Origin of the sequence: Micromonospora sp. WMMD1120 (assembly GCF_029626235.1) — a bacterium.
Classification (GTDB): domain Bacteria; phylum Actinomycetota; class Actinomycetes; order Mycobacteriales; family Micromonosporaceae; genus Micromonospora.
In genome coordinates, this window is record NZ_JARUBO010000005.1 from 5,999,534 (window position 1) to 6,013,910 (window position 14,377).

Here is a 14,377-nt window from a genome sequence, read left to right on the forward strand (position 1 = left end):
TACCGGTTCATGACAATTCGGGGATCGGGCGCGGATATCCGGCTGGCAGCTTTCGACGGGTGATCCAACAGCTCTCTCCCATCGGGTCCGGACCCGCCGCGACGGAGCCCGACGCGACGCGCGTCGGGTTCCGTCGCAGGTACCGGACCGCACCCACCGCGCACCGATCCCAACGGGCGCGATGGGCCGACGCCGCGAAGGGCGCCTGCATCATCCTCGTCGTCCTGTGGCACGTGGTGGTGAAGGACTACCTCCAGGTCGACTGGCATCTCGGCGCGCCGGCGCCGGGCCTGTGGGGAGCGCTGGGTGAGCAACTCCTGCCGCTGCGGATGCCGTTGTTCTTCACCATCTCGGGCGTCTTCGCGGCGAACGCCGTACGCCGGCCGTGGCGGGTCGTCGCGCGCGGCCGGATCGCCGCCTTCCTCTACCTGTACGCCGTCTGGCTGCTGATCCACACCGTGGTCCTCACCGCGCTGCCGGACCTGCCGACCGACCGCGCCGGCACACCCCTCGGCCTGCTGGAGCAGCTCACCGTCACGCCGTCCAACCTGTGGTACCTGTACGCGCTGGCGCTGTACTTCACCATCGCCAAGGCCACCCGTGGCCTGCCCCGGGCGCTGGTCCTGGCACCCGCCGCGGCGCTGTCCGCCGTCACCGCCGCCGGCCTGCTCGACACCCCGGGCAACCGGGGCGGCCTCTACCAGAACCTGGTCTTCTTCCTCGCCGGCCTGTTCCTGCGACAGCGGATCCTCGGCTGGGCCGCGACCGCCGATCGTCGCCGGCTGCTGGCGGCCACCGTCGCGTACGCCCTCGCGCTGGCGGCCATGGCGGCGGCCGGCGCGCAGCGGTGGTTCGGCGTGTGGCCGGCGGTCTCCGTGCTGGCAGTGATCTTCGGCATAACCGCCGCTGCCCAGCTCGTACGGTGGTCGGCGCTCGGCGAACCGCTGGCTAGGCTCGGCCGCGTCACGTTGCCGATCTACGTCGTCCACATGCCGGTCCTGGCGCTGCTGCACCGGCTGCTCCTCGTACCGGTTTCCGAACTGGGTCGGTCCGCTCAGGGCCTGATCGTGCTCGGATATCCGGTTCTGCTGACCGGCGCGGTGATCGGGCTGAGCCTGGCGGTGCACCGTGGCCTGCTGGTGCTGCGGGCGGGCTGGCTGTTCGCGCTGCCCGGCACGCGGCGCGCGGAGACGGCCCGATGAGCACCCTGGCCGAGGCGGTCGTCGACCTCACCGCGATCGCCAGCAACGTCCGGACGATCGCGTCGGTCACCGGGACCGACCTGATGGCCGTGGTGAAGGCCGACGGCTTCGGCCACGGCGCGGTACAGGTGGCCCGTGCCGCGCTGCGTGCCGGCGCGGCCTGGTTGGGGGTGACCTCGGCGGCCGAGGCGTTGACGCTGCGCGCGGCCGGTGTGACGGCGCCCACGTTGAGCTGGCTGCACGGCCCGACCGAGGACTTCGGTAAGTTGATCAACGCCGGCGTCGACGTCGGCGTGTCGACGACGACGCATCTGCACGCCGTCGCCGACGCGGCCCGTCCGCTCGGCGTGCCGGCGATGGTGCAGCTCAAGGCGGACACCGGGTTGTCGCGCAACGGCGCCACCGGGACCGACTGGCCCGAGTTGGTCGCGTGGGCCCGCAAGTACGAACGGGAGGGCGGGATCCGGGTGCGCGGCGTGTGGTCCCACCTCGTCGACGCCGACCTGCCCGGCGCGCCGCAACTGCACCGGCAGGTGGCCGCCTTCGAGGAGGCGCTGCGGGCCGGGCGGTCCGCCGGTCTCGACCCGGAGCTGACCCACCTGGCCAACTCCGCCGCCGCGCTGTCCGCGCCCGCGACCCGCTTCGACCTCTGCCGGGTCGGCATCGCGCTGTACGGCGTGGACCCGTTCGGCGCGGGCGACCCGGGCAGGTACGGGCTACGGGCCGCGATGACGGTGCGGACGAGCGTCGTCAACGTCAAGCGGGTACCGGCCGGCACCGGCGTCTCCTACGGACCCGACCACGTGACGGGCGCACCGACCACGCTGGCGCTGCTGCCGCTCGGCTACGCCGACGGGCTGCCCCGGGCCGCGAGCGGCAGCGCCTCGGTGTGGCTCGCCGGCCGGCGGTGCCCGATCGTCGGGCGCATCGCGATGGACCAGTGCGTGGTCGACGCCGGAGACCTGCCGGTGGCGATCGGCGCCCCGGTCGTGGTGTTCGGCCCCGCCGAGGATGACCAGAGCCCCCCGACGGTCGCCGAGTGGGCGCGCTGGGCCGGGACCAACCCGCACGAGATCTTGACCGGCATCGGGCCCCGGGTGGCCCGCCACCACCTCCACGAAAGGGCACGCGTCTCATGACAACCCGACTGGCAGTCCTGTACGGCGGGCAGAGCGGTGAGCACGACGTGTCGTGCCGCTCGGCGGCGAGCATCCTCGCCCACCTGGACCCGGCGCGCCACCAGGTCACCGAGGTGCTCATCGACCGCGACGGCGGGTGGCACGTCGGGGGCCGTCCGACACCGCTGCCGCAGGCGTTGCGCGTCCTGCGCGACCAGGACGTGGTGTTTCCGGCCCTGCACGGACCGTACGGCGAGGACGGCATCGTGTCGTCGCTGCTGGAATGGCTCGGCGTGCCGTACGTCGGCAACGGCGTCTTCGCCAGCGCCGCCGGCATGGACAAGGCTGTCACCAAGCGCCTGCTCGCCGCGGCGGGCCTGCGGGTCAGCCCGGGGGTGACGCTGCGCCCGGACGAGGACCTGTCGGCCGCCGAACGGGACCGACTGGACCTGCCGGTTTTTGTCAAGCCGGCGCGTGCCGGTTCCAGCCTGGGCGTGGTCAGGGTGGACGACTGGGCCGGGGTTCCGGCCGCGGTCGGGCAGGCCCGGCGGTTCGACCCGAAGGTCCTCGTCGAGCAGGGCGCGCGGGGCCGGGAGATCGACGTGGCGGTCCTGCAACACCCGGACGGTCGGGTCGAGGCCGGCCCGCCGTTGGAGATCCGGGTGACCGGCGCCGGCTTCTTCGACTACGACGCGAAGTACGACGGCGGGGCCGTCTTCCAGATTCCCGCCCCGCTCGACGCGGCGACCACCGGGGTGCTCCAGGACCGCGCGATCCAGGCGTTCCGCGCGCTGGACTGTCGAGGGCTGCTGCGGGTCGACTTCTTCCTGCCCACGGAGGGGTCGACCGAGCCCATCGTGAACGAGGTCAACACCTTCCCCGGCTTCACCGCCGCGTCGCAGTTTCCGCAGATCTGGGAGCGGGCCGGCATCGGGTTCGCCACGCTGATCGACATCCTGATCTCGGGCGCGCTGGCCGACGAGGGCCGGGGCCGCCACGGTGGCCCGTCCCGGCAGGCGCGAGCGGTCGACCTGGTCTGAGCGCCGGTCGGCGCCCGGTCACCGGACGGAACACCGCCGGGGCGGTTGGGCGCCGTCGGGCCCGACGATGGTGACCGCCGTCCAGACCTCCGCCAGGCCGGACTGGGCGGCGGCGTCGACGGTGGTGCAGATGATCTGGTCGGTCGCGTGCGCCGACAACGTCAGCGCCGCCCCGGTCGTCCGCACGGTGAGGCCACCGGACTGCCCGGCTCCCGACGTCACGGTGACGGCCGCACCGATCCCGGCCGGTACCTCGCTGGTCAGGCCCTGGTCGCGCTCGTCCCGCTCGGGGCCGGCGGCGAGCAGGGCGAGCGCCTGCCCCGGGGAGGTGGCGCCGCTCGCCGTCGGACGCAGGACCAGCACCAGGTCGTCCCCCGCGAGCAGGTAGATCGTGCTGCCCTGGGACGGGCCGCTGACCGCGGAGCGACCGGTGATGACCTCGCTGGGCCGTACCCCGCAACCCGCCGCGCCCAGGGTCAGCAGCAGGGCGCCGGCGAGCAGGGCGCGTCCGGCCCGGTGGCCGGTCACCGGGCGCCTCCGGCGTCGGCCGTGTCGCGGGGCAGGCGGAGCGTGAACACCGCGCCACCGGCCGGACCGTTGCCGGCGACGAGGGAGCCCTGTCGCTCGCCACGACGGTGCAGGCGCGCGTTCTCCCAGGCGATGGCGAGGCCGAGGCCGCTGCCCTCGGAGCGGGTCCGCGCGGTGTCGGCCTTGTAGAAGCGGTCGAAGACGTGCGGCAGCACCTCCGGGTCCAGTCCCGGTCCCTGGTCGGCCACCTCGACGGTGACCCAGTCCGCGTCGGCGTCCAGGCGTACGGACACCGGCTCGGCGCCGTGCCGCAGGGCGTTGCCGACCAGGTTGGCGACGATGACGTCCAGTCGGCGGGGGTCGAGCCGGGCCACCACACCGGGTGGCAGCTCCGCGCGTACCCGCTCGTGCCAGCCGCGGACGCGCAACGTCGCGGCCACCGCGGCGGCGACGTCCACGTCGTCCGGGGCGAGGCGCGCCGTGCCGGAGTCGAACCGGCTCACCTCGATCAGGTCGTTGACGAGCCGGGTGAGGTTCTGCGTCTCCTGGCTGACCAGCCGGGCGGCCCGGCCCGCGTCTCCGGGCAGGTGCTCCGCCTCCTCGTCCAGCACGTCGGTGACCGCCGTCATCGCGGTCAGCGGGGTACGGAGTTCGTGCGAGACGTCGGCGACGAAGCGGCGGGCGTCCGCCTCCATCCGGCGCAGTTCACCGACCTGCCGCTCCAGGGTGCCCGCGGTGTCGTTGAAGGTCCGGGCCACATCGGCCAGCTCGTCCACGCCCCGCACCGTCAACCGGGTGCTCAGGTCGCCCTCGCCGAGCCGGAGCGCCGCCCGGCCCAACTCGCGGACGGGCCGCAGCACTCCCCGGGCAGCCAGCAGGGCCAGCAGGACGGCCAGGACCAGGGACAGGCCCCCGGTCAGCCACGCCAGGGTGGCGAGCCGGTCGATGCTCTGCTGCTCGGCCACGAGACTGCGCGCCGAGTAGACCTCCAGGCCGGACGATCGGGACACCCCGGCGGATCGGTCGAGGCGCAGTTGGGTGCCGATGAACAGCATGGGTTGCCCGTCCACCGTGACCCGCTGCCAGGCGAGGCGGCCGTCGCCGACCTCGCGGCGCAGGGCGGGGGTGACCGGGTCGGGCGCGGACGTGCCCGACGACCGCATGTCCCGGTAGACGACCACCGCGAACCCCTCCCGGTCGGAGAGCCGCTGGGCCAGCAGGTCGAGTTCCTTCTGGGTCGGCGGGAGCTGCACGATCGGGTAGACCCTGCCGAGCTGGTCGGTCAGCGACGCCACCGCGGCGTCCTGCGCCTGTTGCAGGATGACGGTGCGGGCCTGGACGTAGCTGCCGCTGGCCACCACCGCCGTGGTGGTCACCCCCAACAACGCGAACGCCAGCAGCAGCCGGACCCGCAGGCCGGAAATTTGGGCGCCGGCCCGTCGCCAGGACGTCACAGCGGCCCGAACCGGTATCCGAAACCGCGTACGGTCTGGATGTAGACCGGCGCCGAGGAGTCAGTCTCGATCTTGGCGCGCACCCGCTGGACGCACGCGTCCACCAGACGCGAGTCGCCGAGGTACCCGTGCTCCCAGACGGCGGTCAGCAGTTGCTGACGGCTGAGCACCTGGCCGGGCGTGTGCGAGAGTTCGAGCAGCAGTCGCAACTCCGTCGGGGCGAGGCTGACCGGCTTGCCGTCCCTGCTGACCACCAACGCCGCCCGGTCGATCGTCAACGCGCCGTGCTGCTCGGGGCCGGCCCGCTCGCCGCCGGCACGCCGCGACCCGGCGCCGGTGCGCCGGAGCACCGCGCGGATGCGGGCCTCGAGCACCCGGGCCTGGACGGGTTTGACCACGTAGTCGTCGGCGCCGGCCTCCAGGCCCGCCACCACGTCCATGTCGTCGTTGCGGGCGGTGAGCATGATGATCGGCAGGTCGCCGAGCTGCCGGATCCGCCGGCAGACCTCGAACCCGTCCATCCCGGGCAGCATGAGGTCGAGGACCACGACGTCCGACGGGCTCCTGCGCAGCCGCTCCAGCCCCTGCTCGCCGGTCTCCACCGCGTGCACCGTGTGGCCCTGCCGGGTGAGCGCCAACTGCAGCCCGTCGCGCACCGTCTGGTGGTCTTCGATCAGCAGCACCTGGGACATGTCGCCAAGTATCCCCTCATGACGTTGTTTAACGTTTGATCGATGGCGGTGCGTGCTCGCGCGGCGGCCGCGGCACCGCGAAGTCCGCCGACCGCACCAGGAACACCACCGAACCGATCAGGAGCACCGTCGACCCGCCGGCCGCCACGATGGCGACGAGCAGCCCGGACCGCACCGACGCGACCAGACCGGGCACGACCACCAACACCACCCAGACGAGCACGACCAGCCCGACCGCCGCCTCGGCCAGTCGTCGCCCCGGTCCGCCGGCGTCCGCACCGGTGGCCGCGACGCGGTCCCCGGGCAGGGCCGCCAACGCGGCGGCGGCCAGGCAGAACACCGTCACGCCCAGCAGCACGCCACCGAGCGCGTCACTGAACCGGTGCCAACCCGCGATCATGGTGGCGGCGGCGATCACCGACACCCCGGCCGCCCCCGGCACCGCCAGCCACCGCCGGGCCCACCCGGGCAGCACCAGCAGGAACGCCAGCAGCAGGGCGGTCGCCGCCGCGACGTGGCCGCTCGGGAAGCTGTTGTGGGTCGTCGAACTCTCGATCTGGAGATCCGGGCGGGGCAGCGCCGACTTCAGCGCGCCGGCCACCAGCACCGTGCCCAGGACCAGGCCCACGCCGACGACCGCCGCCACGAGTCGCCGGCGGAGCGCACCCACCAGCACCACCAGAGCGAGTACCGCGGCGATCAGCGTCGGGCGGCCGAAGGCGGCCAACACGGTCTTGGCCGGACCCACCAGGGTCGTCCGCTGCTCGTACCCCCCACCCCGTTCGGCGGGCGGCAGGAGCACGCCGTCCAGCCACTGCCCGGCCGCCGTCCGCACGAAGACGGTGGCGGTGAGGGTCAGCGCGAGCAGACCACACAGCGCGGCCGCGAGCAGCCGGCGTCCCAGCGGCGTCGCGGCGCGGGCGTGCGGCGCCGGTCGCGCCGGCGACGGGCCGGGCGTCGGCCGACCGACGGAGTACGACGATCCGATGGACATGGCGACCATGCTCGTCCCGCCGGGTCCGCACGGCGTCCCCGGATTGTCTTGGTTCTGTCACAACCACCCCCCACCGCCGCCGGAGAGCGGATCGTCGGCGGTGGACCGGCCGGGCCGGGAAATTTGCCTCTCCGTCGGCAACCAGGTTTTACCCGGCCGAGATGAGCCGCCACTAGGGTCAAGACGTTGATCGATGTTTCGGTCGCGGTGCGAAAAATCCATCCGGAGTACGGTGGGGGAACCGGAAGGTGTGGGGGAATGCAGGCAACTCCAGTCGCCAGCCTGGTCATCGGCATCGCATCCTCGCCAGCCGAACGCCGACATCTGGCTCGGCTGCTCGGCGGCAGTGACGCCTTCCTGATCGTCTCGAACGTCGACCAGGCCCGGGAGTTCCTCGGGGTGGTCCGGGCGTCCCCCGCCAGCACCGCCGCGCCGCCGGCCACGCGCGCGGAGGTGACGCCGAGCCCGCAACCACCGCCGGACCTGGCCGTCGACTCCGACCGCCGGGTGCTGCGCTGGCGTGACCGGGAGATCGACCTGACCCGACTGGAACACGACGTCCTGCTCTGCCTGGTGCACGAACCCGGGCAGGTCTGGACGTACGAGCGGCTGCACCTGGAGGTCTGGGGCAACCGGCACCTCGGCCGCAACTCCGACATGCACTCGGTCGTCCGCCGGGTGCGTGGCAAGCTCGCCCGGCTGAACGCCGCCGCGACGATCCACGCGGTACGCGGCGTCGGCTTCCGGCTCGCCCCGGTCTGATCCCCCGCGCGTGGTCCGGCCCGCCCGGTCGGGGACCAGGCGGGCCGGATTCGCTCGCTACCGCTGCGGCGTCAGCACTTGATGGGCGTCAACCCGAAGTCCTCGACCGTCGGCGTGGTGGTGTTGATCTTCGCTTGACGGGTCTGCGGCTTCCAGCCGTCCTTGGCGACGATCATCGTGAGCGGGTTGTTGCGGCGGTCCATCCAGTAGGCGTACTTACCCCCGGCGTCGGTGGCGAAGGTGTAGGACGCCGCCCACGAGTCGACCTGGACGACCGCGCCGGTGAGCGGCGAGGTGGCGCCCTGGCAACTGGTGCCGGTGACCGTACCCATGAGCTTGCCCCAAGTCTTCGGGGGGTTCACGGTCATGGTCACCGCGACCGGCGGCACCGAGTACGGGGTGTTCTCGGCGATCCCGACCGCGCCGGAGTACGTCCCCGGCTGGTCCACGTTCGCGGTCAGCCCGACGGTGACAGTGACCTTGTCGCCCGGCGCGAGGGTGACCGCCGACTTGTCGATGGTCATCCAGCTGACGTCGGCCGCCGCCTCCGCGCAGCCCTCGAAGCCCGGCAGCGCCTCGCTGTTCGGGGCGGCGTTGAAACTGCCGGACGAGCCACCGATCTTGTAGAGGCCGCACGCCGCGCCGCCCCGGTACCGGGCGGTGTTGGCGTTCGGCAGGTTGGACCAGGAACCGGCCGCCGGGTCGAACGCGAAACCGGCGTTGCTGATGGCCCCGCCCTGCGAGCCACCGACGACGAGGAGCTTGCCGTTGGCGACGGCGTAGGAGCTGGCCCAGTTGTCGGTCGGCGCGTCGGCGACGGCGGTCCAGGTGTTGGCCCCCGGGTCGTACGCGTAGCTGGCCCTCTGCGCGGCGGAACCGTCGTTGCCACCGGTGCAGTAGAGCGCGCCGTCGATCCCGCCGCAGGAGGCGAAGGCCACCGACTTCGGGTAGTTGGGGAGCGTCTCCCAGGTGTTGGTCACCGGGTCGAACCGGACGACGCTGTTCGACATCGGCGTGCAGTTGGCGGTGGTGCAGCCGCCGACCGCGTACAGCTTGCCGTCGACCACGCCCTGACCGGCCGCGGCCCGCGGCGCCGGGTTGGCGGCCAGCGCGGTCCAGGTGTTGGCCCCCGGGTCGTACGACCAGGTCGCCGAGTCGGGGCCCGCGTCGCCCCAGCCACCGGTAACAATGATCTTCCCACCGATGACGCCGGCCGTCACCGCGTTCCGGGCGCCGGGCAGGTCGGCGATGGCCGACCAGGTCTGCGCCGCCGGGTCGTAGACGTAGTTCTTGGCGGTGGAGGCGCTGCCGTCGCCACCGCCGAGGGAATACACCTTGCCGTCCAGGTTGACCACCCGGTTGTCCATGATGTTCGCCGGGTAGTTGGCGATGTCCGTCCACGGCGCGGCCTGCGGGCCGGTCGCGGCGGTGGCCGCCGTCGCCGCCTTGCCGGACGCCCTGGCGGCGAACGACGTCGGCGCGGTGAGCCGCTGCTCCGGCGCTCCGCTGGCCCCGAGCGTCTGCTGCCGGGTGACGGTCGAGCCGTCCGCCCGCAGCAGCTCGAACCCGTTGTCCCGCTCGGTGAACCTGACCTCCACCGGGGCGCCGCCGGTGTTGGTGACGGTGAACGTCTTGCTGGTCTTACCGCTGGGCATCTGCAGCGTCGCGCTGAGCTGCGTCGGGGTCACCGCCAGCCGGCCGGCCGCCAGCTGGAAGTTCGCCGCGGTCGCCCAGTCGGCCTCGACGTCGACCTGCTTGGTCTGGCTGACGTAGTTGCCGGCCGTCGCGGTGAACGGGTGCGCCCCGGTCAGCGACGAGTAGATCCAGTAGAAGCCGTCCTCCAGCCCCGGGTCGTCCGGGGTGGCCACGGTGACGGCCTTCTCGGCGGGTCGGTCCTTGCTGGTGACCGTCGCGCCGTTGACGTAGCCGCCGTCGTTCTTGTCGCGGACGTGGCCGACGACCAGGCCACCGTCGACCGGCACGCAGGTGACCTGGCTACCGATCAGGACGTTGTCGACCTCCCACCACCACTCGTACGAGGCGTCGTAGTAGTGGAAGCGGACCTGCACCTGCGCCTTGCCGGCCGCCTGCGGGATCGCGATCTCGGTGACCTTCGGCCCCCGCACGTCCGTCTCCTGACGCAGCACGTTGGTCCAGGTCGCGCCACCGTCGACGCTCAGGTCGACGTCGGCGACGTCCTCGTCGAGCTGGTTGAAGTCCTGGTTGAACCGGATGACCGGGGTCGCGACGTCGGTCAGGTTGACCACCGGGCTGACCAGCGAGGTGTCCTGGCTGGTGCCCGCTCCGTAGTCGTCGCTGTCGATCATCGCGAAGCCGCCGCTGCCGCCGGTCAGGTTGCCCCGCTCGCCGTCGTCGGTGAACTTCCAGACCTGACCGCTGCCCGCGTTGTCCACCACCGTCCAGCCGGCCGGGGTGGTGGTGCCGTCGAAGGTCTCGTACTCGCCGTCCGAGCCGAACGTGTAGCCCGGCGCGGTGGTGCAGGTGGTGGTGTTCACCGGCACCGCGACGTTCGCGGTGACGTTGCCCGAGCCGACGACGACCTCCTTGGTGACGGTCTGGTAGCCCGGGTACTGCGACTCGTACTTCAGCGTGTAGGTCTGACCGGCCGGCAGCTTGATGCTGTACCGGCCGTTCGTCGGGGTGGTGTAGTCGTAGACGCCGGCCACACCCGTCACCGTCACCTTGGCGTACAGCGGCCAGCCGTGGCCGGAGCCGTCGGTGACCGAGCCGGAGACGGTGACGCTCGGCACCGCGGTGAGCGCGACGTCGAGCGTGGTGGTCGCACCCTTGGTGACGGTGACCGCCTTCGTGACGCTGCCGTACCCGAAGGCCGCGACGGTGAGTTGGTAGTCACCGGTGGGGAGCTGGGTCGAGTACTTCCCGTCGGCGCCGGTGGTCAGCTCGCGGGCGGCCGGGCCGGTGAGCGTCAGCGTCGCGCCGGCGATCGGGGCGCCGCTGGTCGCGTCGGTGACGGTGCCGGCGAGCGTGCCGATGTCGCCGGTGGGGGCGGCGTTGAGCAGGGCGAGGGCGTCCAGCCGACCCTCGCCGTAGACGTTGTTGTCGGCGGCGGTGCCACCGCACTGGTCGTCGGCCTTGTCGATCGCCGTGCCGTTGAGCAGCGCGCGGGTCGCGTCCACGTCACCGACCAGCGACGGGGCCGCCGAGTACAGCAGCGCGACAGCGCCGGCCAGGTGCGGCGCGGCCATCGAGGTGCCGCTGATGCTGCCGTACGCGCTGCCCGGGATGCTCGACCGGACGTTCACCCCCGGCGCGGAGATGTTGGGCTTGATCTCGCCGTTCTGACCGGCGCCGCGGGAGGAGAAGCCGGCGACGTTGTTGTTGACGTCGTACGCGCCGGTCGAGTAGTTGCTGGCGATGCTGCCCGGCGAGCCGCTGGTCTCACAGTCCGGCCCGCTGTTGCCGTTGGACCAGGTGCCGAAGATCCCGGACGCGGCCCAGGCGTCGGTCACGTCCTCCATGAACGGCTCGTTCGACGGGTCGCGGGTGCCCCACGAGTTGTTGATGATGTTCGGCCGCTTGCTCGCGTCCGGGTTCTGACCGTTGAGGTCCAGCGGCTCCAGCATCCACTGACCGGATTCGATCAGCGCGGCGTCGGTGGGGCAGCAGCCGTTCGCGGCGATCCACCTGACCCCGGGGGCGACACCGATCTGGTTGGCGCCGTCGGAGCCGGCCATGGTGCCCATGGTGTGCGTGCCGTGGCCGTCGTCGTCGCAGGGGGCCGTCGCGCAGGCGCCGGTGGAGCCGGCGGCGTTGAACCAGTTGTAGTTGTGGTCGAAGGTTCCGTCGCCGTTGTTGCCCCGGTACGCGTCGACGAGCGCCGGGTGGTCGAACTGGACGCCGGTGTCGATGTTGGCGACGGTGATGCCCTCGCCCTTGACCCCGTACTGGGACCACACGTCGTCGGCGTTGATGTTGGCGATGCCCCACTCCAGGGCGTTCACCGTCTTCTCGTCGGTGCCCTTGGTGGTCTCGGGCACCTTGTAGGCGACCGGGGCGTAGAGGCCCTCGACCTCCGCGTGCCCGGCGAACTTCCGCGCCATCTCCAGCGAGCCGCTGCTCACCTTGATCGCGTTGGTGGCCCAGAAGGTCTGGTACTTCGCGCCCGCGCCGCTGAGTTCGGCCCGGATCTTGCCCTGGCTGGCCGCCGCGGTCTGGCGCAGGGCCTCCGCGACCGCCGTGCCGCGCTTCGACCAGTCCTTGATGGCCCTCGCCTTGCTGAGGTCCGCCCGGTCCTTGAACCGGATCCAGAAGTCCGCTTCACTCTTGGCCTGGAGCTGCTTGGCGAGCTCCGGTCGGATCTTGTCTCCGGTCGCGGCGCCCGCCCCCGTCGCGCCGATCGGCGCCGCCTGCGCGCCGGAGCCGATGGTGGCCAGACATGTCGCGGCGAGGACCGTCGCCGCGGCGGCGCTCACCAGCGATCTGGCCGCGCGTCGCCATTGTGGACGTCTGAACATTGGTGCTGCCTCCCTCAGAACGACCCAGGGTGTAGTGGGCCACGAGGAAAGGTGTGAAAGATTCGCCATGCCTCCCCCATGCACCGCGCGGGTCACGCCGGTTGCCCGACTGGACACTATGATCGAGAAGAACGGCTGATCAAGAACTTGCCGTGAGCAACTTGTCGCTAAGAGTCGCAGTGCTGGCGGCGCGCTTGCCAATCATTGTCAATAGCATGACGAGAGTTGGGCAGGGATGTCCATCGATCCCGGGCGGTGCTGTGGCCGAGGATGACGAGGCGGCGGTGGACAGGGGTGATCCGGCCGACGAGCCGTTCCCCCTGCTGATCGCGGTGACGCCGTCGCCGGCCGAACGCATTCGTCTGGCGGAGCGCCTGGACGGCATCGCGCCGCTGCTGCTGGTGGCCGACCTCGACGAGCTACGCCGGCTGATCGGTGTGCCGCGTCAGGCCGCCGCGCCCGCGTCGGAGACCGCGCCGGCCGCCGCCCTGGTGATCGACTCGGCGCGGTCCGCCGCCCGCTGCGGCGACCGGGAGGTGGACCTCACCCGCCTGGAGCACGACCTGCTGACCTGCCTGATCACCGAGCCGGCACGGGTGTGGAGCTACGCCGAGTTGCACCGGACGGTGTGGGGGGACGAGGGACGCGGACGCAAGGCGGACGTCCAGTCACTGGTGAAGCGGCTGCGCCGCAAGCTGCACGACCTGGGCACCGACGCCGCCATCGACGTGGTACGCGGCGTCGGGCTGCGCCTGACCGATCACCAGCAGGCGCGGGTCGAACGCGCCTGACCGGTCGACGTCACCCGCGCGGCGCGGGCTCACCCGGTCGGCTCGGACGGCATCCGGGTGATCGGGGGCAGCACCAGGGCGACCAGGGCGACGATCGCGATGACCGTGAACGGCAGCGTGTAGCTCTTGCCGCTCGCCTCGTACAGCAGCGAGGTGACCAGCGGGCCGACCACTCCCCCGATGCTCCACGCCACGATCATGGCGCCGTAGATCGCCCCGCCGTTGGGCGTGCCGAAGTAGTCGGCAGCGGTGGCGGGCATGGTGCCGAAGCCGCCCCCGTAGGCGAGGTAGACCAGCGCGGCGAGGATCGCGAAGAGGGCGAGCGCCGCGGCGTGCGGCAGGATGAAGAAGCAGACCGCCTGCAACAGCAGCATCCCGAAGAACGCGGGCATCCGCCCGGTGCGGTCGGACAACCACGCCCACGCCACCCGGCCGGCGCCGTTGAACAGGCCGAGGACGCCGACCAGGGTGGCCGCGCTCGCCGCGCTGGCCCCGGTGATGGCCTGCGTTGCGTCCGATGCCTGGGAGATGAGCGCGATGCCGCAGGCGACGTTGAGCGCGAGGATGCCGGTGAGCAGGTACCACTGCCGGGTCCGCAACGCCTCCCGCAGCGTGTAGACCCGGGTGCCGGCGAGCGCCCGACCGGTGGTCTTCGGGGTGAACCCGGGCACCTGGTAGCCGTCCGGCGGGTTGCGGAACAGCGACGCCCCGAGCAGGATCGCGATCAGGTACGCCACGCCCAGCGGGAAGAACACGTGCGTCGGGTGGTCGGTGCCGCTGAGCAGCCGCTTCGCCACCGGCGCCACGATCACGGCGCCGAAGCCGAACCCGGCCACCGCGATGCCGGTGATCAGTCCACGCCGGTCCGGGAACCACTTGGCGAGCATCGCGATCGGGGTGATGTAGGCGGCCCCCAGGCCGATGCCGCCGAGCACGCCGTAGGTGAGCACGAGCAGCCAGAGGTCGTCCTCCGACGAGGTGAGCGCGGCCAGCATGTTGCCGACCGCGTAGAGCACACCGCCGCCCAACGCGACCGGGCGGGGCCCGCGCCGGTCCTGGATGCGACCACCGACCAGGCTGCCGATGAAGATCGTCCCGATCGCCACCTCGAACGGCAGGACCGCCTGCCACTTGGCCCAACCGAACTCCTGCTGCAACGGCGTGTTGAACACGCTCCACGCGTACACCGCGCCGAGCGCGAGTTGCACGAGCACGGCGGCGATGACGAGGTTCCATCGCCCTCGCGTCGGTGTCTGTCGTCCTGATCCGGTTGCGGTGTGTGCCATGAGCTGAGTCCCCC

Annotated in this window: 11 protein-coding genes; 5 read left to right on the plus strand and 6 right to left on the minus strand. The window is 72.2% G+C overall.

Features of this window, described 5'->3' with window-relative positions:
* The first annotated feature begins 59 nt into the window (after nucleotides 1-59).
* Genes O7634_RS27685 through O7634_RS27695 form a run of 3 tightly spaced genes read left to right on the plus strand, consistent with a single transcriptional unit; the run spans nucleotide 60 to nucleotide 3,360 of the window.
* Entirely contained in the window at nucleotides 60-1,202 is a 1,143-nt protein-coding gene (locus O7634_RS27685; protein ID WP_278153056.1) for an acyltransferase, read from the plus strand.
* Nucleotides 1,199-2,341, plus strand: a complete 1,143-nt coding sequence (gene alr, locus O7634_RS27690) for an alanine racemase (protein ID WP_278153057.1) — start codon at nucleotides 1,199-1,201, stop codon at nucleotides 2,339-2,341. Before O7634_RS27685 ends, alr begins: the two co-directional genes overlap by 4 nt.
* Complete coding sequence (locus O7634_RS27695; protein WP_278153058.1) at nucleotides 2,338-3,360, plus strand: D-alanine--D-alanine ligase family protein; 1,023 nt, start codon at nucleotides 2,338-2,340, stop codon at nucleotides 3,358-3,360. Before alr ends, O7634_RS27695 begins: the two co-directional genes overlap by 4 nt.
* Before the next feature lie 18 nt (nucleotides 3,361-3,378).
* On the opposite strand, the gene O7634_RS27700 is transcribed toward O7634_RS27695, so the two are convergent.
* The 4 genes from O7634_RS27700 to O7634_RS27715 are packed head-to-tail and all read right to left on the minus strand — an operon-like array spanning nucleotide 3,379 to nucleotide 7,028.
* Complete coding sequence (locus tag O7634_RS27700) at nucleotides 3,379-3,888, minus strand: hypothetical protein (protein WP_278153059.1); 510 nt, start codon at nucleotides 3,886-3,888, stop codon at nucleotides 3,379-3,381.
* Nucleotides 3,885-5,342 carry a HAMP domain-containing sensor histidine kinase gene (locus O7634_RS27705; RefSeq protein WP_278153060.1) on the minus strand — a complete coding sequence of 486 codons (1,458 nt, stop codon included), beginning with the start codon at nucleotides 5,340-5,342 and terminating at the stop codon, nucleotides 3,885-3,887. Before O7634_RS27705 ends, O7634_RS27700 begins: the two co-directional genes overlap by 4 nt.
* A complete protein-coding gene (locus O7634_RS27710) occupies nucleotides 5,339-6,034 on the minus strand; it encodes a response regulator transcription factor (RefSeq protein ID WP_278153061.1) in 696 nt (231 codons plus the stop codon). The genes O7634_RS27705 and O7634_RS27710 overlap by 4 nt, the downstream gene beginning before the upstream one ends.
* A 28-nt stretch (nucleotides 6,035-6,062) precedes the next feature.
* Nucleotides 6,063-7,028 (minus strand): phosphatase PAP2 family protein, encoded by a 966-nt coding sequence (locus O7634_RS27715; protein ID WP_278153062.1) that lies wholly within the window; start codon nucleotides 7,026-7,028, stop codon nucleotides 6,063-6,065.
* 258 nt (nucleotides 7,029-7,286) lie between these two features.
* On the opposite strand from O7634_RS27715, the gene O7634_RS27720 reads away from it, so the two are divergent.
* Entirely contained in the window at nucleotides 7,287-7,790 is a 504-nt protein-coding gene (locus tag O7634_RS27720; RefSeq protein ID WP_278153063.1) for a winged helix-turn-helix domain-containing protein, read from the plus strand.
* A gap of 71 nt (nucleotides 7,791-7,861) precedes the next feature.
* On the opposite strand, the gene O7634_RS27725 is transcribed toward O7634_RS27720, so the two are convergent.
* Entirely contained in the window at nucleotides 7,862-12,286 is a 4,425-nt protein-coding gene (locus O7634_RS27725) for a S8 family serine peptidase (RefSeq protein ID WP_278153064.1), read from the minus strand.
* A 260-nt stretch (nucleotides 12,287-12,546) separates the two neighbouring features.
* On the opposite strand from O7634_RS27725, the gene O7634_RS27730 reads away from it, so the two are divergent.
* Entirely contained in the window at nucleotides 12,547-13,077 is a 531-nt protein-coding gene (locus tag O7634_RS27730; protein WP_278153065.1) for a winged helix-turn-helix domain-containing protein, read from the plus strand.
* Between the two features lie 29 nt (nucleotides 13,078-13,106).
* Here the strand turns inward: O7634_RS27730 and O7634_RS27735 are convergent, their stop codons facing one another.
* Nucleotides 13,107-14,291: an OFA family MFS transporter gene (locus tag O7634_RS27735; RefSeq protein WP_278153066.1), complete on the minus strand. Its 1,185-nt coding sequence runs from the start codon at nucleotides 14,289-14,291 to the stop codon at nucleotides 13,107-13,109.
* Between the last annotated feature and the right edge of the window lie 86 nt (nucleotides 14,292-14,377).

Bases quoted from the DNA above. Each gene is read 5' to 3' on its own strand.
- alr (WP_278153057.1), top strand. From the start codon at position 1,199: ATGAGCACCCTGGCCGAGGCGGTCGTCGACCTCACCGCGATCGCCAGC.
- O7634_RS27695 (WP_278153058.1), top strand. From the start codon at position 2,338: ATGACAACCCGACTGGCAGTCCTGTACGGCGGGCAGAGCGGTGAGCAC.
- O7634_RS27710 (WP_278153061.1), bottom strand. From the start codon at position 6,034: ATGTCCCAGGTGCTGCTGATCGAAGACCACCAGACGGTGCGCGACGGG.
- O7634_RS27715 (WP_278153062.1), bottom strand. From the start codon at position 7,028: ATGTCCATCGGATCGTCGTACTCCGTCGGTCGGCCGACGCCCGGCCCG.
- O7634_RS27720 (WP_278153063.1), top strand. From the start codon at position 7,287: ATGCAGGCAACTCCAGTCGCCAGCCTGGTCATCGGCATCGCATCCTCG.
- O7634_RS27725 (WP_278153064.1), bottom strand. From the start codon at position 12,286: ATGTTCAGACGTCCACAATGGCGACGCGCGGCCAGATCGCTGGTGAGC.